The sequence below is a fragment of the Micromonospora sp. NPDC051296 genome (assembly GCF_040682255.1).
Taxonomy (GTDB): Bacteria; Actinomycetota; Actinomycetes; order Mycobacteriales; family Micromonosporaceae; genus Micromonospora; species Micromonospora craterilacus.
In genome coordinates this window covers 1-18,804 of record NZ_JBFBAO010000097.1, presented here as the reverse complement: position 1 = coordinate 18,804, position 18,804 = coordinate 1, and the positions used below count along the sequence as shown (strand labels likewise).

Sequence of the window (18,804 nt, the reverse complement as noted above, 5' to 3'; positions counted from 1 at the left end):
GTGATCCTCGAAGTAGTCGATGGCGGGGAAGCAGTCCTTGCCGTGCCAGTCCTTCTTTTCGTCCTTCTTCTTCTCTTCCTTCTTGCCCTCCTGGCCGTGCCAGTCCTTCTTCTCGGACTCCTGGCCGGTCCAGCCGTCCTTGCCCTGCCAGTCCTTGCCGTGCTCCTGCTTGTGCTCGCGGTCGGCGGCGGCGCCGTTCTTGACGGTGACGTCCTTCAGGGTCAGGTCACCACCGTCGGCGACCCGGAAGATCCGGAACCCGTCCCGGGACTCCCGCTTGATCGTCGAGCCGTTGCCCTCGATCTTGATTTCCTGCTTGATCGTCGGCAGGCCCGCATCGGACTTCTTGTCGAACTCGTCCAGCTCGTACGTGCAGTCCGGGGCGAGCTTCAGCGTGCCACCCTCATCACGGTTGGCCAGGTCGAGGGCCTCGATCAACTCATCGTCGTCACAAGGCACCTCCCGCACCTCGCGCTCGTCGCGGTCCCTGTCCTTGTCCCGGTCCTTGCCCTCGTGGTCCTTGTCCCGGTCCCGGTCCTTGCCCTCGTGGTCCCGGTCCCGGTCCTTGCCCTCGTGGTCCCGGTCCCGGTCCTTGTTCTCGTTGTCCTTGTCCCGGTCCTTGCCGTCGTCGCTCGCGTACTGCGGGGCAGCCACGCGGTTCTCCGACACCTGCTGCGGGTCGTCGGACTTGTTGTTGTCACGAGCGGCGAGGCCGCCCAGCGCCGCCAAGCCGACGACGCCGGTCAGTCCGGCCACGCCGGTGGCGACCCAGAGCGTCCGCCGCCTGTTCGTCGGCGGGGTCATCTGGGCCCCGCCGTCGGAAGTGGTTACGTCCTTGGACATCAGAGCCTTCCGCCCTTTCGTGCTATCAGACGGGTCGCACCGCCTCAGGTGGCACGACTAGCTACAAATCGGTTGTAGCCTCTGATCAACACCGTATGAGAAGGATCCTCACGACGAGGACGTATCCGAAAAAACCCCGCATTTGCCTCAAGTATGGGCGAGTCGGCGCGGAGCGGGCCGATGAAACCGGGAAGGGCGAGAGCAGTGCAAATGACAACGGGCCCCACCATCGGCGTCGTAACGACGAGATACGTCGCAGACGCCGACGGCGGGGCCCGCCGTGGTCCCTACCTGGGGTCAGCCCGGCAGGCGCGGACCCGCCTCGCGCTGCTCGGCCAGCCAGGTCTCCACCTCGTCGGCCCCGCGCGGCAGGCCCGCCGACAGATTCACCGCGCCCTCCGTGGTGACCAGGACGTCGTCCTCGATCCGGATGCCCATGCCGCGCAGTTCCTCGGGGACCAGTTCGTCCTCCGGCTGGAAGTACAGCCCCGGCTCGACGGTGAGCACGTACCCCTCGCCCAGGGTGCCGTCGCGGTAGTTCTCCTTGCGGGCGTTCGTGCAGTCGTGCACGTCGATGCCGAGCATGTGCCCGAAGCCGTGCAGCGTCCAGCGCCGGTACACGGTCGAGGACTCGTCCATCGCCTCGTCCACGCTCACCGGCAGCAGCCCCAGGTCGGCCAGCCCCTCGGCGAGCACCCGCATGCAGGTGCGGTGGACGTCCTTGAACGCCACACCCGGCTTGATGAACTCGATGCCGGCCTGCTGCGACGCGTACACGATGTCGTAGACCTGCCGCTGCAGGGCGGTGAACCGGCCGGCCACCGGCAGCACCCGGGTCACGTCCGCGGTGTAGAGGTGCCGGTTCTCCACGCCCATGTCCATCAGCAGCAGTTCACCCGGCCGGGTGACGCCGTGGTTGTGCACCCAGTGCAGGATCGTGGCGTGCTCGCCGGCACCGACGATCGAGCCGTAGCCGACGTCGTTGCCGTCGTGCCGGGCCCGCAGCGCGAAGATCCCCTCCAGCAGCCGCTCCGAGACCCCCCGGTCGGCCGGCAGCACCCGGGCCACGTCCTCGAAACCGCGAACCGTGGCGTCGATCGCGTCCTGGAGCTGAGCGATCTCCCACTCGTCCTTGACCAGCTTCAGCTCCGCGATCGCGATCGCCAGTTCGCGGTCGCGGGCCGGCTGGCCCTCGTCCCGCGGACCGTCGTACGGCTGCACCGCGGCGTCCACCCGGGCGTCGAAGCCGCGCAGCATCCGGGTACGCGCCGGCGCCAGGCCGGCCAGCGCCGCCTCCAACTCGGTCAGGTCGGCGGTGGGCAGCCCCAGTTCGGTCGCCTTCTCGGCCAGCGTGTGCCGCCGGCCCAACCACAGCTCGCCGTGGCGGCTGCGGAAGAACTCGTCGGTCTGCCGGGAGGAGCGGGGCCGCATGTACAGGGTGGCGTCGTGGCCGGAGCCGTTGGGCCGCAGCACGAGCACGCTGTCCGGTTCGTGATCGCCGGTCAGGTACGCGAAGTCACTGCCCGGACGGAACCGGAACTCGGTGTCGTTGGCGCGTACCTTCTCCCCACCGGTGGGGATCACCAGCGTCTCGCCGGGGAAAGCCGCCGAGAGGGCGGCCCGGCGCTTGGCGTAGTTCGGCACCTCCGGTCGCGGGCCGACCGGCAGGGTGGTGTCCCGCCAGCCCTGCCGCATGAATGACAGGAACGCCGGTGGGAATTCCGGGTCGTGCGACTCGGTGCCGTCGGCCGGCTTGCCGTCGGTGCGTTCCTCGGTCATGCCCCGCTCCCTTCGCGCCATTGCTGGTCCCGACGGTACCGCGAAGCCGGTTCGGAGCCGGAGCCGGCGGGCCGGGTCGGACCGGCCATACCGGCCCCGACAACCCGGACCAGGTGGTATGAGATGGGTGCGGTGCCCGTCCGGGCGAGGCCGGCCGTGCCGCGACGCCCGATCCGGACGCGTGGAAAGATGACGACCATGTGCGGACTCCTGGCCTTTTTCAGTGCCCGCGGCGATGCCGCCGCCCACCGCGACAACATCGCCGGAGCGTTGGAATGCCTGCACCACCGCGGACCGGACGAGACAGGTGTCGAGGTGGTGGGGGACGCCTCCGGCCGGTACGCGGACGGGGTGTTCGCCCACAAGCGGCTGGCGATCATCGACGTGGCGCTTAGTCACGAGCCGCTGCCGTACGCCGACGGGCGCTACTTGCTGACCTTCAACGGCGAGATCTACAACTACATCGAGCTGCGCGAGGAGCTGATCCGCGACTTCGGCGCCCGGTTCGCCACCAACGGTGACGGTGAGGTGATCGTCGCCGGCTACCACTACTGGGGTGAGCAGGTGCTCACCCGGTTGCGCGGCATGTTCGCGTTCGTCATCTGGGACCGGCAAGAGCGCCGCGCGTTCGGTGCCCGGGACTACTACGGCATCAAGCCGCTGCACTACCTGGAGACCGTCGACGGGCTCTACCTCGCCTCGGAGAAGAAGGCCCTGCTGCCGTTCGCGCAGTCCGCGTACGCCGGGGACGCCGGGGTCGACACCGCGAACCTCAGCCACTACCTGACCCTCCAGTACGTCCCCGAGCCGGGCACCCTGCACCAGGGGATCAGCCGGATCGGTTCGGGGGAGTACCTCACCTGGACCCCGGGCGGGCGGATCGAGGTGCGGCGCTGGTACCGCCCGGTGTTCCGGCCCGCCCCGGTCTCCGACGAGCAGAAGCTCTACCACGAGATCCGGGAGACGCTGCGCGAGAGCGTACGCATGCACATGCGCTCGGACGTGCCGGTCGGCTCGTTCCTGTCCAGCGGGATCGACTCCACCGCGGTGGTCGCGCTGGCCCGGGAGTTCAACCCGAACATCCTCACCTTCACCGTCGGCTACGACGTGCCGGGCTACTCGGAGATCGACGTCGCCCAGGACTCGGCCCGCCACCTCGACGTGACGACCATCCCGACCAAGATCGGGCCGCAGGACATGATCGAGGCGCTGCCGAAGATCGTCTGGCACCTCGACGACCCGGTCGCCGACCCGGCGCTGGTGCCGCTCTACTTCGTCGCCAAGAAGGCCGCCGAGCACGTCACCGTGGTGCTCTCCGGCGAGGGCGCCGACGAGTTCTTCGGCGGGTACACGATCTACCGTGAGCCGCTCTCGCTGAGCGGCGTAAACGGCCTGCCCGGCGGGGTCCAGAAGGGCCTGCGGGCGGTGTCCAAGGCGATCCCGCAGGGGGTCAAGGGCAAGAGCTTCCTGGAGCGCGGCACCACGCCGATCGAGGAGCGCTACTACGGTAACGCTCGGATGTTCACCGAGGAGGAGAAGCAGCACCTGCTGCGCCGCTACGACCCGTCGGTGCGCTACACCGACGTCACCGCGCCCATCTACGCCGAGTGCACCGAGCTGGACGACGTCACCAAGATGCAGTACGTCGACCTCTACACCTGGCTGCGCGGGGACATCCTGGTCAAGGCCGACCGGATCTCCATGGCGCACTCGCTGGAGGTGCGGGTGCCCTTCCTCGACCGCGAGGTGTTCGAGGTGGCGGCGAAGATCCCGGTCGAGCTGAAGCTGCCGCCGCGCTCCGACGCCACCAAGTACGCCATGCGGCAGGCGTTGCAGGGCGTGGTGCCGCCGGCCATCGTGAACCGCAAGAAGCTGGGCTTCCCGACCCCGACCCGGGTCTGGCTGCGCGGCGAGATGTACGAGTGGGCCCGGCACGTGCTGACCACCTCGGGCGCCGGTGAGCTGCTCGACCTGTCGTACGCGCTGCGACTGCTGGAGGAGCACAAGCGGGAGGAGTTCGACCACTCCCGCAAGGTGTGGACGGTGCTGATCTTCTGCATCTGGCACGCGATCTTCGTCGCGAAGACGCTGGACCCGGGCATCCAGCGCAACCAGTCCGCCCTGCTCACCAAGCCCGTCGTCGGCTCCATGGTCCGCTGAGATGTAAGGAAGGGCCCCCTGTTAACGCCTCAGGCATAGCAGGGGGCCCCTTTTAACGCTCCGGTTACCGGCGGGCGCAGGTGACCGTGGGCAAGCCGTTGGTGCCGGTGGTGCTGGCGAGGAAGCCGAATGTCGTACTGGCTTCGACGCCGACGGTGCCGTTGTACGAGACGTTGCTGACGGTCACCGACGACCCGGAGGTGGTCTGGGTCGCGTTCCAGATCTGGCTGATCTGTTGACCGCTCGGCCAGGTCCAGCTCGCGGTCCAGCCGTTGAACGGCGTGGTGCCGTGGTTCATGATCTCGACCTCGGCCTGGAATCCGCCGGACCAGGCGTTGACCACCCGGTAGACGGCCATGCAGTCACCGGTGTGCCCCGGCGGCGGCGTGGTGGGCGGCGCGGTGGTGGGCGGCGGCGTGGTGGGCGGCGGGGTCGTGGGCGGCGGGGTGGTAGGCGGCGGGGTCGTGGGCGGTGGGTTGCTGCCGCCCGAACCGATGCCGGTCACCTCGCCGTTGCCACCGTCGAAGACCACGTCGGAGCAGCCGAAGAAGTTCTCCTGGCTGTCCGAGCGGACCCACCGTGAGTAGATGATGTGCCGGCCGCTCTTGTTCGACGGCAGGGTGCCGGTGAAGTAGTAGTGGCCGTCGTTGGTGCCGACCGCGCCGCGCTGCGGCGGGTTGGTCACCGTGAGGAACGGCTGCTCCTCCAGGTCGCTCCAGGCCAGCGGCCGGGTCGGGCTCCAGCTGTTCTTCGTCACGTAGAAGTAGAACGTGCCCGGGTGGTGGGCCCAGTTGCTGTACCGGAACTCCATCGTCCGACCGGCCGTCAGGTGGGTCAACGGCCAGTCGTTGCGGGCCAGGTCGTAGCCGCGGTAGCCGGTGTTGCCGCCGCTGCAGAGCTGACCGTCGGGGATGAAGCCCACGGTCCGCCCGTTGGCGTCCGAGCGCAGCACGCTGAACCAGTTGTAGAGCGAGTTCGCGCCGCTCTGGGCGACCGCGGCGGAACAGGCCGGGTTCTGCGGCTTGATCTCGCCGGTGGGGGAGAGGCCGTCCTTCCAGCAGAGGAAGGTACGGGCACCCGGCGTCATCGCCGCGCCGTGCGCGGCGGCCGGGTCGGGGTTGGCGGTCAACGCGACCGCGCCCGCGACGAGGGTGACGGCCGCGGTGAGCAGCGCGGCCAGACGAGGACGGTGCACGGGTTCTCCTGACTCGCGGGGCGCACCGGTCGGGTGGCCCCGCCGGAAACGCGCGGGGTGGCGAGAGAGGAGCCGCCCCGCTGCGGGCGGATGCGACGGTGCGGCGACCTGCGACGGGGGGCGGGTGGCCCGCCGGGCAGAATGCCGCCAGCGGTCTGTCGACGCGTGTGAATGCCCTCGCGTGCGGTGAACCCGGCGTCGGTGGCGCGCAGCCCCGCGTCACCCGACACCACCATCCCAGCACGCCGGGCGCATCGACGCAATAGTCATCCCTCAATGCGTACCGTGGGGTCGGGTTCGCGTCGGCACCGTCCCGCCAATACCTTGGCTTCGACGCCCGGCACGCATCGGCTGTGCCAGCCTGGGCATCACGGACCGACGGAGGGACCCCGAAGATGGGATACGCGGTGGTGCTCGGCGAAGCGCTCGTCGACCTGCTCGACACCGAGTGCGACGGCGCACCGGTCTACCGGCAGGCCATCGGTGGCGGACCGCTCAACGTCGCCGTCGGGATCGCCCGGCTCGGCGGCGCGGTGCAGTTCGTCGGGTCCCTCGGTGACGACGTGCTCGCCGACCGGATCCGCGCCTTCCTCGCCGCCGAGCAGGTCGGGCTGGCCGGGACGATCACCGCGGCCGTACCGACCACGCTGGCCGTGGCCACCTTCGCCGGCCCGGAGCCGGACTTCCGCTTCTACGGCGATCCGCCGTCCCATTCGCTGTTCGCCCCCGACGACCTCGACGTCGCGCTGGTCGAGGGTGCCGACGTGCTCTACTGCGGCTCGATCGTGCTGCTGGCGCCGTCGACGCTGGCCGCCGCGCGGCGGGCCTGGTCGCTGTCGGGCCGACTGCGGGTGTTCGACCCCAACGTCCGCCCCCGCCTGCTGGACGGCCCGGCCGCGCTGGCCGAACTCCGCGAGGTGGTCGCCGAGTTCGCCGCCGGGGCGCACCTGGTCAAGCTCAGCACCGTCGACGCGGAACTGCTGTATCCCGGTGAGCCGGTCGAGGGGGTGGCGGCGTACCTGCGGGAGTTGGGCGCCAGCACCGTCGTGGTCACCCTGGGCGCCGCCGGTGCGGTGGTCGCCGCCGCCGATGCCGATCCGGTACGCGTACCCGCCCCGAAGGTGGACGCGCTCGACGCCACCGGCGCGGGCGACTCGGTGATGGCCGCACTCGTCGCCGACCTGCTCGTCGACGGCGAGCCGGTCGAGCCGGGGGGCTGGCACGAGCGGGTCGCCTTCGCGTTGCGGGTCGCCGGGCTGGTCTGCGAGCGTGCCGGCGGCGCGGTCGCCATGCCCACCCGCGCCGAGGTGGTCGAGCGGTTCACCCGCTGACCACCGCGCCGCTGCCGACCCGTCCGGCCGGACCGGCGCTCCCGCCGGCTCGCCGGGTCAGGCGGTGCCGTCCAGCTCGGCGTAGCCGCGGTGGGCGGCGATCAGGGCGGGGCGGGCCGGGAACGGGGCGTCGGCCGCGATCCGCTCCGGTGGGGCGCTGCCGGTGTGCCCGGCCCGGATGAGCCAGGCCAGCTCGACCAGTTGGGCGTGCTGCGCCCGGACGAACTCCGGGTCGACCGGCTCGCCGTGACCGGGTACCACCACCGTGGCGGGAGTGGTCCACCGCAGCAGTTCGGCCAGTGTGTCCGGCCACTGCAACGGGTACGAGTCCTCGAACGCCGGCGGGCCGGCCTGCTCGACCAGGTCACCGGCGACGAGCAGGTCGGCGTCGGGCACCTGCACCACGAGGTCGGCGTCGGTGTGGCCGCGGCCGGGGTGGCGCAGGACCACGCGCCGCCCCCCGATGTCGAGGGTGGCCTCGGTGTGAACGGTGTCGGTGGGCGGCAGCAGCACGGTGTCGGCCAGCTCGGCGGCCAGCTCGGGCTGCTCGGCGCGCAGCTCCGCGTACGCCTCCCGGCGCAGCCGGTCCGGGTCGTCGCGCAACGCCGCAGCGGCCAACTCGTGCGCCCAGATCGGGCGAGGCGGGTCGGCGGCGAGCGTGGCGTTGCCGAAGCAGTGGTCGAAGTGGTGGTGGGTGTTCACCAGGGTCAGCGGGTCGCCGGTGACCGCGCGTACGGCGGTGGCCAGCTCGGTCGCCTGCCCGGTGCTGGAGAGCGTGTCGACCAACAGCGCCTCGCCGTCACCGAGCACCAGTGTCACGTTGACCGCGAGCAGCGGCTCCCGCAACACGAGCACCCGGTCGGCGACCTCGACGAAACGGCCGTTCATGAGGGCTGGCCAGCGCGTTCGACAAAGCGGTGCCGGTCGACCAGGACCCGCTCCACCCGGCCTTCGGCCACGGTCTGCCCGCCCTCGGTCACGACGACCTCGAAAACCAGCCGTCGCCGGTCGACGGCGGTCAGCCGGGCCTGCGCCGTCACCGTCCGGCCCACCGGCGTCGCCGCCCGGTGGTCGAGTTCGACCCGGGTACCGACCGTGGTCGAGTCGGCGGGCAGGTGCCGCGCGGTCGCCGCCACGGTCGCCGCCTCGGCCAGCGCGAGCACCCGAGGGGTGCCGAGCACCGGCACGTCGCCGGAACCGACCGCCTGGGCGGTGTCGGCGTCGGTGACGGTCAACTCGACCCGGGCGACCAAACCCGGCGTCAGGGCATCCTTCAGCTGCTCCGGCATGGCCACAGCGTAGGTGCTCGCGCGGGGCCGGGGCACGCGGGCGGCCAGATGACCCGCGCGACCGGGCCCGGTGGGCGAGGTGCGGCCGTGGTGCGACACCTGTCACTGTCCCGGCGCGGCAGGTGGTCCTGCGTGGGGCAACTCGTGGCCCGCCGTTAACCTTGTCCGCGATGTCTGCCGTGACCGACCCCCAGCCCAGCGCCCGCACCGAGCCACCCGCCGCACGCGACGGCGGTCGCCGCCGGGTGATCGCAATGTCGGTGTGGAGCGTCGCCTTCGTCGCCGGCTGGCTCGTCATCGGCCTGCCCACCGACCCGGTGTACGCGTTCTTCTGGATCTGGGCCGGGACCATCGCCTGGAACTCCGCCCGCCCGTGGCGCAGCCACCTGCGCTTCGCCCGGGACTGGGTGCCGGTGGTGCTGCTGCTGGTCGCCTACAACCTCTCCCGCGGCTTCGCCTACCACGACGGAACGGTCCCGCACGCCTACGACTTGATCCTGGCGGACCGGCTGATGTTCGGCTGGGCCACCGGCGGCGAGGTGCCGACCGTCTGGTTGCAGCAGCACCTCTACCGGCCCGAGGTGCACTGGTGGGACGTGCTCGCCAGCTGGGTGTACTTCTCGCACTTCGTGGCGGCGCTGGCCGCCGCCGCGGTGCTCTGGATGCGTGAGCGCAGCCGGTGGGCGGCGTTCATGCGACGCTGGGCGTTCCTCTGCGCGTCGGGCCTGGTCACCTACTTCCTCTACCCGGCCGCGCCGCCCTGGTGGGCGGCGCAGAACGGCCTGCTGGAGGAGGTCGCGCGGATCTCCACCCGGGGTTGGAAGGCGTTCGGCATGCACGGCGCCGGCAACCTGCTCAACGCCGGGCAGTTGGCCTCGAACCCGGTGGCCGCCATGCCGTCGCTGCACACCGCCTTCGCGCTGTTCGTGGTGCTGTTCTTCCTGCGGAGCATCCGGCGTCGCTGGTGGCCAGTGCTGCTGGCGTACCCGTTGGCGATGACCTTCACGCTGGTCTACAGCGGCGAGCACTACGTGATCGACGTGCTGGTCGGCTGGGCGTACGTCGGGTTGACCTTCCTGGTGGTCGGCCTGGCCGAGCGGTGGTGGGGCCGGCGGCGGGCCCGCCGCACCCCGACCGATCCGCCGGCCGGGCAGACGGCACCCGCCGAACCGCCCGCGGTCCCCGCGACCCGCTGACGAACCCGTTCACCCCGCCCGGCGGGCGGCGTGGCCGCGGGCGGTCAACTCCGCCGCCAGCGCCCAGGCATCGTCGACATCCCGGTCCACCGCCGCCGCGCCGGCCCCGCCGGCGGTGTCGACGTGCACGGTGGCCAGTCGCAGCAGCCGCTGCACCGGCCCCTGCACCACCCGCACGCTCTGGAACCGGGCGTACGGCACGATCGTCAGCTGGCGGGTGAGCAGCCCGGAGCGTACGGCGAAGACGTGCTCGGTCAGGCCGGCGCCGAGGACCTGTCGGCTCAGCGGATTGACCCAACGGGCCCGGGCCGGCGGCGGGCTCAGCGGCAACGACGACAGGGTGACCCCCGGCAGCACCTCGGCCACGATCGCCGCGCCGGTTGCCTGGTCACCGACGGGAAGCAGGCGGTCCGGCCGGTTGCGTTGGTCGGGCTCGCCGGCGGCGTAACCGGCCACCTCCAGGCGCAGCCGCAGCCAGCCCTTGACCCGCCAGAGCAGCGGCCAGGTCACACCCACGGTCTGCACCCGGTGCAGCGGCACGGTCTGCACCCTGGTCTCCAGCAGGCCGTTGTGGATCCGCAGCCGGTCGTCGTCGCGGGCCAACTGGAACCGCCAGTCGTCGAGGACCCGGCGGATGGGCTGCAACAGGATGCCGGCCATCGCGGTCAGGGTGCTCGCCACCGCGATGAACGACCAGGACCCCTCGGACAGGAACTGCGCGGCCACGAAGGCCACGCCGAACGGCAGCAGTAACGCCTGCGGGGTCAGCAGCTGACTGACCAGTAGGTCCCGGTTGCTCACCGCGTGCAGCGGCCGGCCGGCCGGCGCGGCCGGCTCGACACCGGCCGGCGCCGCCGCGTACCCCGCCTCCGGTGGCCGTGGACCCTGCGCCGCAGCGGCCGGGCGTCCCGCCAGGGCCAGCAGGCGCTGCCGCAGGGCGGCCGCCTCGGCGACGCTGAGGAAGGCCAGCGGCGCCTCGGTCTTGCCCCCGCCGACCACCTCCAGTCGCAGCTCCGCCAGGCCGGTGAGCTGGGCGAGCAACGGCCGGACCACCTCGACGGCCTGGAGCCGTTCCAGCGGGATGGCCCGGGTCCGCCGCCAGAGCAGCCCCTCGTGGATCCGTAGTTCCCGGCCGACGACCTGGTAGCCGGTGTTGTACCAGCTGACCACGGCCAGCACGGTGGCGCCGAGGGCGATCACGATCACCATCGCCACGAACCAGCCGAACCCGACCCGGGACAGCGTCGACCAGGACAGCCCGGCGATGACCACGACCAGCGACTTCGCGCCGTGCAGGGCCGGGCTCAACGGGTGCAGCCGCTGCCGCGTCTGCGACGTGTCCGGCGGCGGGCCCGGCCATGCCCCGGCCGGGTACGGTGCGCCGGGCGGATACCCCGGCGGCCACGGATGCCCACCGACCGGCGGCCACGGGTGCGGACCTGCGCCGGGGGATGGCCCGGGATGTGAGGCGGCGCCGGGCGGGGGCGGCGGCCACGGGTGCGGTTCGGGGTGTGGACCTGCGCCGGGCGGGGGCCAGGGGTGCGGGCCGGTTCCGGGCGGGATCGGTGACCCCGGGTGTGGCCCGGGGTGCGGACCTGCGCCGGGCGGGGGCCAGTGGTGTGGGCCGGTGCCGGGTGGGGGAGGCAGCCAGGTGTCTGGCCCGGGTGGCGGTCCCGGAGGCGGTGTCGCCGACGGGTGAGGTGTGGCGTCGGGCGGCCGGTTGTGCGGCTCGGCGTCGGGCGGCGGGACCGCGTCGGCGTCGGGTGGCGAGGCCGCGTCGCCGGCGGGGGAGGCGGCCGGCGGTACGGGTGGTGGTGCGTCGGCGGGGGGAGGCGCGGGCCGGTCCGAGCCCCAGCCGGCCGGGCCGCTCACAACCCTTCCGCCCGGTCCTCGCCGAGCGCGGTGAGCCGGTCGCGCAGCCGGGACGCCTCCGCCGGACGCAGGCCGGGCACCCGGGCGTCGCTTGCCGCGGCGGCGGTGTGCAACTGCACGGTGGCCAGGTCGAACACCCGCTCCAGCGGGCCGGCGCTGACGTCGACGAACTGCATCCGGGAGTACGGCACGATGGACAGCCGGCGGACCAGCAGCCCGTGCCGGACCAGCAGGTCGTCCTCGCGTTCGGCGTAGCCCCAGGCGTGCACCGCCCGAACGATGGTCACCGACCGCCAGACGGCGAACACCAGGACGCCGCCGAGCGCCAGGCCGAAGGGCCAGGCCCCGCTGAGCGCCCAGCCGACGCCGAGCGCGATCGAGAAGACGGCCACCAGGCCTGACAGTCGCAGCAACTCCACCCAGATCAGGTCGGACGAGATCGACTGCCACCGGACGGTCTCCGGCCACGGTTCGAGCGGGCCGGCCGGCGCGGCCGGCGGCGGTGGGCCACCCGGTGCCTCATCAGTCACCGGACTGGTCTTCCGTTGTACGCGTCCACCCTTCGAGCGTAGGCGATTCGGCCAGCGGGGCGACCTCGCGCAGGAAGCCTCGCGCGGTGAGGAAGTCGCCCAGGGAGGTGCGGTGCGCGTCGCAGGCGAGCCAGGTCTTGCGCCGATCGGGCTCGTGCAGGCGGGGATTGTTCCAGCGCAGTGCCCATCCGGCGGGGGCGCGACACCCACGGGCTGAACAGATCAGGGCCTCGGTGGGAAGATCGGGGTCGCTCATCCCGGCCAGTCTAGGGCGACGGGAGAGGGTGAGCGCCGGGCGGCCACGGGGGAAGCCGCCCGGCGACGGGTGAATGGTACACACGCCGGGGCGGCATCTGTCCACTGGTGATCGGCGATTCGCCTGGCGCGGGACGGACGGCGTGGCGGAAATCGGTCGCTCCCTCCGTCCGTACTCAGTCGGGCATGCGAGGCTTGGTAGCGCACACGCCGCGACGACCGATCATGCTGTGGAGGACCGGTGGCCCAGCCGACCACGCCCGACGCCCCGACGCCGAACGGGGCGCAGCCGCAGGCGTCCACGCCGCCGACCACCCCGGCCCAGGACGCCAGCCTCCTGGAGCGGGCGCTGTTCGAGATCAAGCGGGTGATCGTCGGGCAGGACCGGATGGTGGAGCGGATGTTCGTGGCGCTGCTCGCCCGGGGGCACTGCCTGCTGGAGGGCGTACCGGGGGTGGCCAAGACGCTCGCGGTGGAGACGCTCGCCAAGGTCGTCGGCGGGTCGTTCGCCCGGGTGCAGTTCACCCCCGACCTGGTGCCGGCCGACATCATGGGCACCCGGATCTACCGGCAGTCCAGCGAGAAGTTCGACGTGGAGCTGGGCCCGGTCTTCGTCAACTTCCTGCTCGCCGACGAGATCAACCGCGCGCCGGCCAAGGTGCAGTCGGCGCTGCTGGAGGTGATGAGCGAGCGGCAGGTCTCCATCGGGGGTGAGAGCCACCGGGTGCCGAACCCGTTCCTGGTGATGGCGACGCAGAACCCGATCGAGCAGGAGGGGGTCTACCCGCTGCCGGAGGCACAGCGGGACCGGTTCCTGATGAAGATCGTCGTTGGCTACCCGACGGATGCCGAAGAGCGGGAGATCGTCTACCGGATGGGGGTGGCCGCACCCGAGCCCACCCGCGTGTTCGACACCGAAGACCTGATCGCTCTTCAGCACAAGGCCGACCAGGTCTTCGTGCACAATGCGCTGGTTGACTACGCGGTGCGGCTGGTGCTGGCCACGCGTACCCCGGCCGAGCACGGCATGCCCGACGTCGCGCAACTGATCCAGTACGGTGCCAGCCCCCGGGCCTCGCTCGGTCTGGTCCGGGCGACCCGGGCGCTGGCGCTGATGCGCGGCCGGGACTACGCCCTGCCGCAGGACGTGCAGGACATCGCGCCGGACATCCTGCGCCACCGGCTGGTGCTCAGCTATGACGCGCTCGCCGACGACGTGCCGGCCGACCATGTGGTGCACCGGGTGCTGTCGACCATTCCGCTGCCGTCGGTGGCGCCCCGGCAGCAGGCGACACCGCCGCCGCCGGGTGCCGTGGCCCCGACTTCGGGGTGGCCCGGGCAGCTGCCGTGACCTCGACCACCCCTCTGCCCGGCAACCGGGACCACACCGCGGACGCGGCCACCAACCGCTCCGGTGCGGTGCTGTCCCGGCTGCAACTGCTGGTCACCCGCAAGCTCGACGGGCTACTTCAGGGTGACTACGCCGGCCTGTTGCCCGGGCCGGGCAGTGAGGCGGGTGAGTCGCGGGAGTACCGCCCCGGCGACGACGTGCGCCGGATGGACTGGCCGGTCACCGCCCGCACCACGACGCCGCACGTACGGCGTACCGTTGCCGACCGTGAGCTGGAGACGTGGCTGGCGGTGGACCTGTCGGCGAGCCTGGACTTCGGCACCGGCCGATGGCTCAAGCGGGACGTGGTGATCGCGGCGGCGGCAGCCATCTCGCACCTGACCGTGCGGGGCGGCAACCGGATCGGTGCGGTGGTGGGCAGCGGCGGCGATGCCCCCGCGCCGCGGCGCGGCTGGCGGGCGGCACCCCCACCGGCGGGCCCGGGCCGGCTGGTCCGGCTGCCCGCCCGGGCCGGGCGCAAGGAGGCGCAGGGCATGCTGCGGGCCATCGCGGGCACCGAGATCCGGCCCGGCCGTAGTGATCTCGGGGCGCTGGTGGACATGCTCAACCGTCCGCCGCGGCGGCGCGGCGTCGCGGTGGTCATCTCCGACTTCCTCGCACCGCCGGGGCAGTGGTCCCGGCCGTTGCGCAAGCTGCGGGTACGGCACGACGTGCTGGCGGTCGAGGTGGTCGATCCCCGCGAGCTGGAACTGCCCGACGTGGGAGTGCTGCCGGTGGTCGACCCGGAGACCGGCGAGCTGCACGAGGTGCAGACCGCCGACCCGGGGCTGCGGCACCGCTACGCCGCGGCCGCCGCCGCCCAGCGGGCGGAGATCTCCGCCGCGTTGCGCGCCGCCGGTGCCGCGCACCTGCGCCTGCGTACCGACCGAGACTGGCTGCTGGACATGGTGCGCTTCGTGGCCGCGCAGCGGCACGCCCGCACCCGGGGGACGACACGATGATCAGACTGATGCAACCGTGGTGGCTGCTGGCCGTGCTGCCGGTGCTCGCCCTCGCCGCGCTGTACGTCTGGCGGCAGTTGCGTCGCCGGGATTTCGCGATGCGGTTCACCAACGTGGAACTGCTGCGTACGGTCGCACCGAAGGGGCTGGGCTGGCGGCGGCACGTGCCGGCGACCGCGTTCCTACTCGCCCTGCTGGTGCTGGCCGGGGCGCTGACCCGGCCGGCGGTCGACACCCGGGAACCGCTGGAGCGGGCCACCATCATGCTGGCCATCGACGTGTCGCTGTCCATGCAGGCCGACGACGTGTCGCCGAACCGGCTGGAGGCCGCCCAGGAGGCGGCCAAGCAGTTCGTCGGGGAACTGCCCGAGACGTACAACGTGGGCCTGGTGTCGTTCGCCAAGTCGGCCAACGTGCTGGTGCCGCCGACCAAGGACCGCCCGGCGGTGACCGGCGCCATCGACGGGCTGGTGCTGGCCGAGGCGACGGCCACCGGGGAGGCGGTCTTCACCTGCCTGGAGGCGATCCGGTCGGTGCCGGCAGACGGCGCGGCGGGCATCCCACCGGCCCGGATCGTGCTGCTGTCCGACGGGTACCGCACGGCCGGCCGGTCGGTGGAGGAGGCCGCCGCGGCGGCGCAGGCGGCGAACGTGCCGGTCTCCACCATCGCCTTCGGCACCGACTCGGGCCACGTCGACATCGCGGGCCAGTTGCAGCGGGTGCCGGTGGACCGGCTCGCCCTGGCCGAGCTGGCCGAGACCACCGAGGGCTACTTCTACGAGGCGGCCTCGGTGAGCGAGCTGAAGCAGGTGTACCAGGACATGGGCAGCTCGATCGGGTTCCGCACCGAGCCTCGGGAGATCACCCAGTGGTACGCCGGCCTCGCCCTGCTGCTGGCTTTGTGCGCCGGCGCGTTCAGCCTGCTTTGGTCCTCCCGCATGCTCTGACCGGCGGGCCGGCGGGCCGGCGGGTCAGTGGCTGCTGCTGGCCATGAAGAACAGGACGGCCACCCAGACGGCGGCGAGGGTGAAGCCCAGCGGGGCGACGTAACGGCTCATGACAGGCTCCGGGGTGGCGACTCGGCGGCCCGGGGCAGGGCGGACCGCAGGGGTGGACCAAGGGCGCGCACACACGAAGTCGTGACCGGACGGCTTCCGGTGTCACCCGTGCGCTCTGCCATTCCGGCGCAGCGCCGGAGGGCGGGACGGGTGGCCCGGGGAGCGGGGCCAGCTCAGGCGGAGCGAGGCTCAGCGCGGCTGGCGATCGGCCCGGCCACGACTGGGAGGATCGCTATCTCGCACAGCGATCACCTCCTGCGGTCGGCGGGTCCGGAGCGGTACGGGCCGCCGGGCGGCCCGCAAACGCGGATCATCGTACACCCGGCCGGGGGATCGGACACACTCGGCCGACCGGTCCACGATCCGCCGCTGTTCATCGCCGGGTGGCCGGCGTCGGTGGACCAGGGTCGCCAGGAAGACCGCCAGGAGCGGCAGCCAGCCGAGCCGGGCCAGCAGCCAGGTCGGGCCGTCGGGGCTGGTGTGCAACCCCGGCAGGGTGGCCCCGGTACGGGCCGCGAGCACAGCCACCCCGACCAGCACCGGCTGGTGCCAGAGGTAGATCCGGACGGCGTGCCGGTTGATCCCGTCGACCAGCCGCCGGGGCAGCGGCCGGCGCAGCAGCCGGGCCAGCGCCGGCCGGGCCAGCAGGCCGAGCCCGACCTGGCTGACCGCGAGCGCCACCACGAGCAGGGACGGCGGATCCAGGTTGGACCGGCCGGCCCCGGGCACCCCGACCGCGCTGACCGGGTAGCCCAGGGTGACCAGGATGGCGAGCCCGGCCGCCCCGGCGGTGACCAGCCGCACCGCGTCGCGCCGAGCGGTCAGCCGTCCGTCGGCGTGGGCCAGGCCCAGCAGGTACGGCACCGCCCAGGCGGCCAGCACGGTGACCGGCGGCAGCCCGGTGCCGGCGGGAAGCAGCCGGGTGGCCAGGTCGACCGCGCCGACCACGGCCGTCGCCGCGACGGCGCAGCGCAGCGTGCCCCACCGGCGTACGGCGGCGCGCAGCGGACCGGTGAGCAGGACGAGGGTGAGCAGCGGGGCCAGGAACCACAGTGGACTTACCGCCAGGGTCAGCGCGACCGACACGGTGCCGTCGGGTACGCCCGCCACGGTGGCGGCCAGCAGCACGGCCGCGCTCGTGCCGAGCAGCGCCACCGCCGGCAGGACCAGCCGGCGCAGCCGGCGGGTGAGCCAGCCGGGGCCCCGGTGCCGGCTGACCGAGCGGGCCGAGGCGTATCCGGCGGTGAAGAAGAACAGCCCGAGGGTCTGCAAGGCCCAGCTGGCCGGGGCCAGGGCTGGCATCGCGGTCAGCGGACTGGCCTGGGTCAGGGTGCCGCCGGCGTCGAGTACCAGACCGGTGACCAGCCAGTGGCCGAGCACCACCCCGGCAACGGCGTACGCCCGCAGCCCGTCGACGGCGGGGTCGCGATGCGGGCGGGCGTCGCCCCGGTCGGCGCTCATCGGGCGGCTCCCGCCGCCGGACCGGCGGCACCGTGCAGCACCACCTCGGCGACGGCCGCGAGGGTCGGCCCGCCGGGTAGCAGGTACCCGTCGTGGCCGGTCGTCGCGGCGACCGGCAGGGGCCGCGCCCCGAAGGACGGGTCGCCGGGCCGGATTCCGTGCCCGATCCCGGGCAGCCGCACCGGCGGCACCCGCCGGATCCAGTCGTCCGGGGCCTCGGCCGCCCACACCTGGGCCGGGCCGAGCCGGTCGGCGCGGTCGACCCCGGTGCCCACGCCGCCGAGGGTCACCACGTCGGTGACCTGCGGTGGGGCGTCCACCGCCGCCAGCCCGACGACCACCGCGCCGTAACTGTGCCCGACGAGCGTGACGCGGGCGGTCGGCCGCCGGATCGCCAGCACGCGCAGCTGCTCGCCGAGGGCGCGGGCGCCGAGGCGGGCGCTGGCCGGCGTGGCCGCGGCAGCGACGCCGTCGGGTGGGTCGTAGCCGAGCCAGGCCAGCACCGCGACCCGGGCCTGCGGTTCGGCGCGGCGCAGCGCGGCGTGCAGGTCCCGGGCCTGTCGGGCGAGGGCGCGCCGGGCGACGCCGCCCAGCCCACGGTCGAAGTCGGGCAGCCGGCTGCCCACGCCGGGGACCAGCACCGCGATCCGGTCCGCGGTGGCCAGGTCGCCGACCACCTCGACGGCTCGGCCGTCGCCACGGGCGTCGAAGGCCAGGAACCGCCGCCCACCGCTGGCCCAGCCGGCGTACGGCGGCCCGGCCGCGCCCATCGCCGCGGCCGTCACCGGGTACGCCTCGACGAAGCCCGCCGGGACGCCGGCCGGCGCTCCGGTCGGTGGCGCCACCAGCCCGGCCCCGAGCAGTGTCGCGAGGCCCACCCGGAGGACACCCCTGCACACCATCACGCGCTCCCTTCGCACCGATCGGTGGTGCGAGCCTGCGCGGGGCGACGGGCGGCGGGCGTCAACCCGGAGAGCGGTTCCCGGCCTGGTACCGGGGGACTACTCGCCGGCGGCGACCAGGCCGGTCTCGTACGCGAGGACGACGGCCTGGGCGCGGTCGCGCAGCTGGAGCTTGGCCAGGATCCGGCCGACGTGGGTCTTGACGGTCTGCTCGGCGACGATCAGCTCGGCGGCGATCTCGGTGTTGGACCGGCCCCGGGCGATCAGCCGCAGCACCTCGGTCTCCCGGGGGGTGAGCGCGGCGAGGGCGGTGGGCCGGTGCCGCTGCCGCTGTGGCCGGGCCGCGAACTCGGCGATCAGCCGGCGGGTGACGGCGGGGGCGAGCAGCGCGTCACCGGCGGCGACCACCCGTACCGCGTGCACCAGGTCGGCGGCCGGGGCGTCTTTGAGCAGGAAGCCGCTGGCTCCGGCGCGCAGCGCCTCGTAGACACCTCGGCGGCCGGGCGGCCGTCGACCTGAAAGGCGACGATCGGCAGGCGGGTCGCGTCGTCCGATCGGCCGAGCACGCGTACGCCGTCGAC

Annotated in this window: 16 protein-coding genes and 1 pseudogene; 6 read left to right on the top strand and 11 right to left on the bottom strand. The window is 73.1% G+C overall.

Annotation, left to right across the window (positions count from 1 at the left end):
- Window positions 1-843 (bottom strand): annotated as a pseudogene (locus AB0M52_RS13215) (hypothetical protein); the annotation flags it as partial.
- 297 nt (window positions 844-1,140) lie between these two features.
- On the bottom strand, window positions 1,141-2,622 hold the full coding sequence (locus tag AB0M52_RS13210; RefSeq protein WP_363952844.1) for an aminopeptidase P family protein: 1,482 nt from the start codon (window positions 2,620-2,622) through the stop codon (window positions 1,141-1,143).
- A 198-nt stretch (window positions 2,623-2,820) separates the two neighbouring features.
- Between AB0M52_RS13210 and asnB the strand changes: the two genes are divergently transcribed.
- The gene (gene asnB / locus AB0M52_RS13205; RefSeq protein ID WP_363952842.1) at window positions 2,821-4,782 is read left to right on the top strand and encodes an asparagine synthase (glutamine-hydrolyzing); all 1,962 of its coding nucleotides are present in this window, start codon (window positions 2,821-2,823) and stop codon (window positions 4,780-4,782) included.
- Between the two features lie 64 nt (window positions 4,783-4,846).
- On the opposite strand, the gene AB0M52_RS13200 is transcribed toward asnB, so the two are convergent.
- Window positions 4,847-5,977 (bottom strand): lytic polysaccharide monooxygenase, encoded by a 1,131-nt coding sequence (locus tag AB0M52_RS13200; RefSeq protein WP_363952840.1) that lies wholly within the window; start codon window positions 5,975-5,977, stop codon window positions 4,847-4,849.
- Window positions 5,978-6,372: 395 nt separating this feature from the next.
- Here AB0M52_RS13200 and AB0M52_RS13195 point away from each other — a divergent pair, with 395 nt between their 5' ends.
- Window positions 6,373-7,308: a carbohydrate kinase gene (locus tag AB0M52_RS13195; RefSeq protein WP_363952838.1), complete on the top strand. Its 936-nt coding sequence runs from the start codon at window positions 6,373-6,375 to the stop codon at window positions 7,306-7,308.
- Window positions 7,309-7,365: 57 nt separating this feature from the next.
- Here AB0M52_RS13195 and AB0M52_RS13190 read toward each other — a convergent pair whose 3' ends face one another.
- Window positions 7,366-8,196: an MBL fold metallo-hydrolase gene (locus tag AB0M52_RS13190; protein ID WP_363952836.1), complete on the bottom strand. Its 831-nt coding sequence runs from the start codon at window positions 8,194-8,196 to the stop codon at window positions 7,366-7,368.
- A complete protein-coding gene (locus tag AB0M52_RS13185; protein WP_363952834.1) occupies window positions 8,193-8,597 on the bottom strand; it encodes a hotdog domain-containing protein in 405 nt (134 codons plus the stop codon). Before AB0M52_RS13185 ends, AB0M52_RS13190 begins: the two co-directional genes overlap by 4 nt.
- Window positions 8,598-8,767: 170 nt before the next feature.
- On the opposite strand from AB0M52_RS13185, the gene AB0M52_RS13180 reads away from it, so the two are divergent.
- The gene (locus AB0M52_RS13180; RefSeq protein ID WP_363952832.1) at window positions 8,768-9,793 is read left to right on the top strand and encodes a phosphatase PAP2 family protein; all 1,026 of its coding nucleotides are present in this window, start codon (window positions 8,768-8,770) and stop codon (window positions 9,791-9,793) included.
- Between the two features lie 9 nt (window positions 9,794-9,802).
- Here AB0M52_RS13180 and AB0M52_RS13175 read toward each other — a convergent pair whose 3' ends face one another.
- From AB0M52_RS13175 to AB0M52_RS13165, 3 genes are all read right to left on the bottom strand, one after another.
- The gene (locus AB0M52_RS13175; protein ID WP_363952846.1) at window positions 9,803-11,110 is read right to left on the bottom strand and encodes a PH domain-containing protein; all 1,308 of its coding nucleotides are present in this window, start codon (window positions 11,108-11,110) and stop codon (window positions 9,803-9,805) included.
- A gap of 551 nt (window positions 11,111-11,661) precedes the next feature.
- Window positions 11,662-12,195 (bottom strand): PH domain-containing protein, encoded by a 534-nt coding sequence (locus AB0M52_RS13170; RefSeq protein WP_363952830.1) that lies wholly within the window; start codon window positions 12,193-12,195, stop codon window positions 11,662-11,664.
- Complete coding sequence (locus AB0M52_RS13165; RefSeq protein ID WP_363952828.1) at window positions 12,188-12,451, bottom strand: hypothetical protein; 264 nt, start codon at window positions 12,449-12,451, stop codon at window positions 12,188-12,190. Before AB0M52_RS13165 ends, AB0M52_RS13170 begins: the two co-directional genes overlap by 8 nt.
- Before the next feature lie 240 nt (window positions 12,452-12,691).
- On the opposite strand from AB0M52_RS13165, the gene AB0M52_RS13160 reads away from it, so the two are divergent.
- Genes AB0M52_RS13160 through AB0M52_RS13150 form a run of 3 tightly spaced genes read left to right on the top strand, consistent with a single transcriptional unit; the run spans window position 12,692 to window position 15,749 of the window.
- Entirely contained in the window at window positions 12,692-13,801 is a 1,110-nt protein-coding gene (locus AB0M52_RS13160) for a MoxR family ATPase (RefSeq protein WP_363952826.1), read from the top strand.
- Entirely contained in the window at window positions 13,798-14,802 is a 1,005-nt protein-coding gene (locus AB0M52_RS13155; RefSeq protein ID WP_363952824.1) for a DUF58 domain-containing protein, read from the top strand. The genes AB0M52_RS13160 and AB0M52_RS13155 overlap by 4 nt, the downstream gene beginning before the upstream one ends.
- Window positions 14,799-15,749, top strand: coding sequence for a VWA domain-containing protein (locus AB0M52_RS13150; protein WP_363952822.1), 951 nt, complete (start codon window positions 14,799-14,801; stop codon window positions 15,747-15,749). Before AB0M52_RS13155 ends, AB0M52_RS13150 begins: the two co-directional genes overlap by 4 nt.
- Before the next feature lie 300 nt (window positions 15,750-16,049).
- On the opposite strand, the gene AB0M52_RS13145 is transcribed toward AB0M52_RS13150, so the two are convergent.
- The 3 genes from AB0M52_RS13145 to AB0M52_RS13135 form a co-directional block, all read right to left on the bottom strand.
- The gene (locus AB0M52_RS13145) at window positions 16,050-17,321 is read right to left on the bottom strand and encodes an acyltransferase family protein (protein WP_363952820.1); all 1,272 of its coding nucleotides are present in this window, start codon (window positions 17,319-17,321) and stop codon (window positions 16,050-16,052) included.
- Window positions 17,318-18,199: an alpha/beta hydrolase gene (locus tag AB0M52_RS13140; protein ID WP_363952818.1), complete on the bottom strand. Its 882-nt coding sequence runs from the start codon at window positions 18,197-18,199 to the stop codon at window positions 17,318-17,320. The genes AB0M52_RS13145 and AB0M52_RS13140 overlap by 4 nt, the downstream gene beginning before the upstream one ends.
- A gap of 123 nt (window positions 18,200-18,322) precedes the next feature.
- Window positions 18,323-18,804, bottom strand: a 482-nt coding sequence (locus AB0M52_RS13135; RefSeq protein WP_363952816.1) for a response regulator transcription factor, incomplete at its 5' end; no start/stop codon positions are given.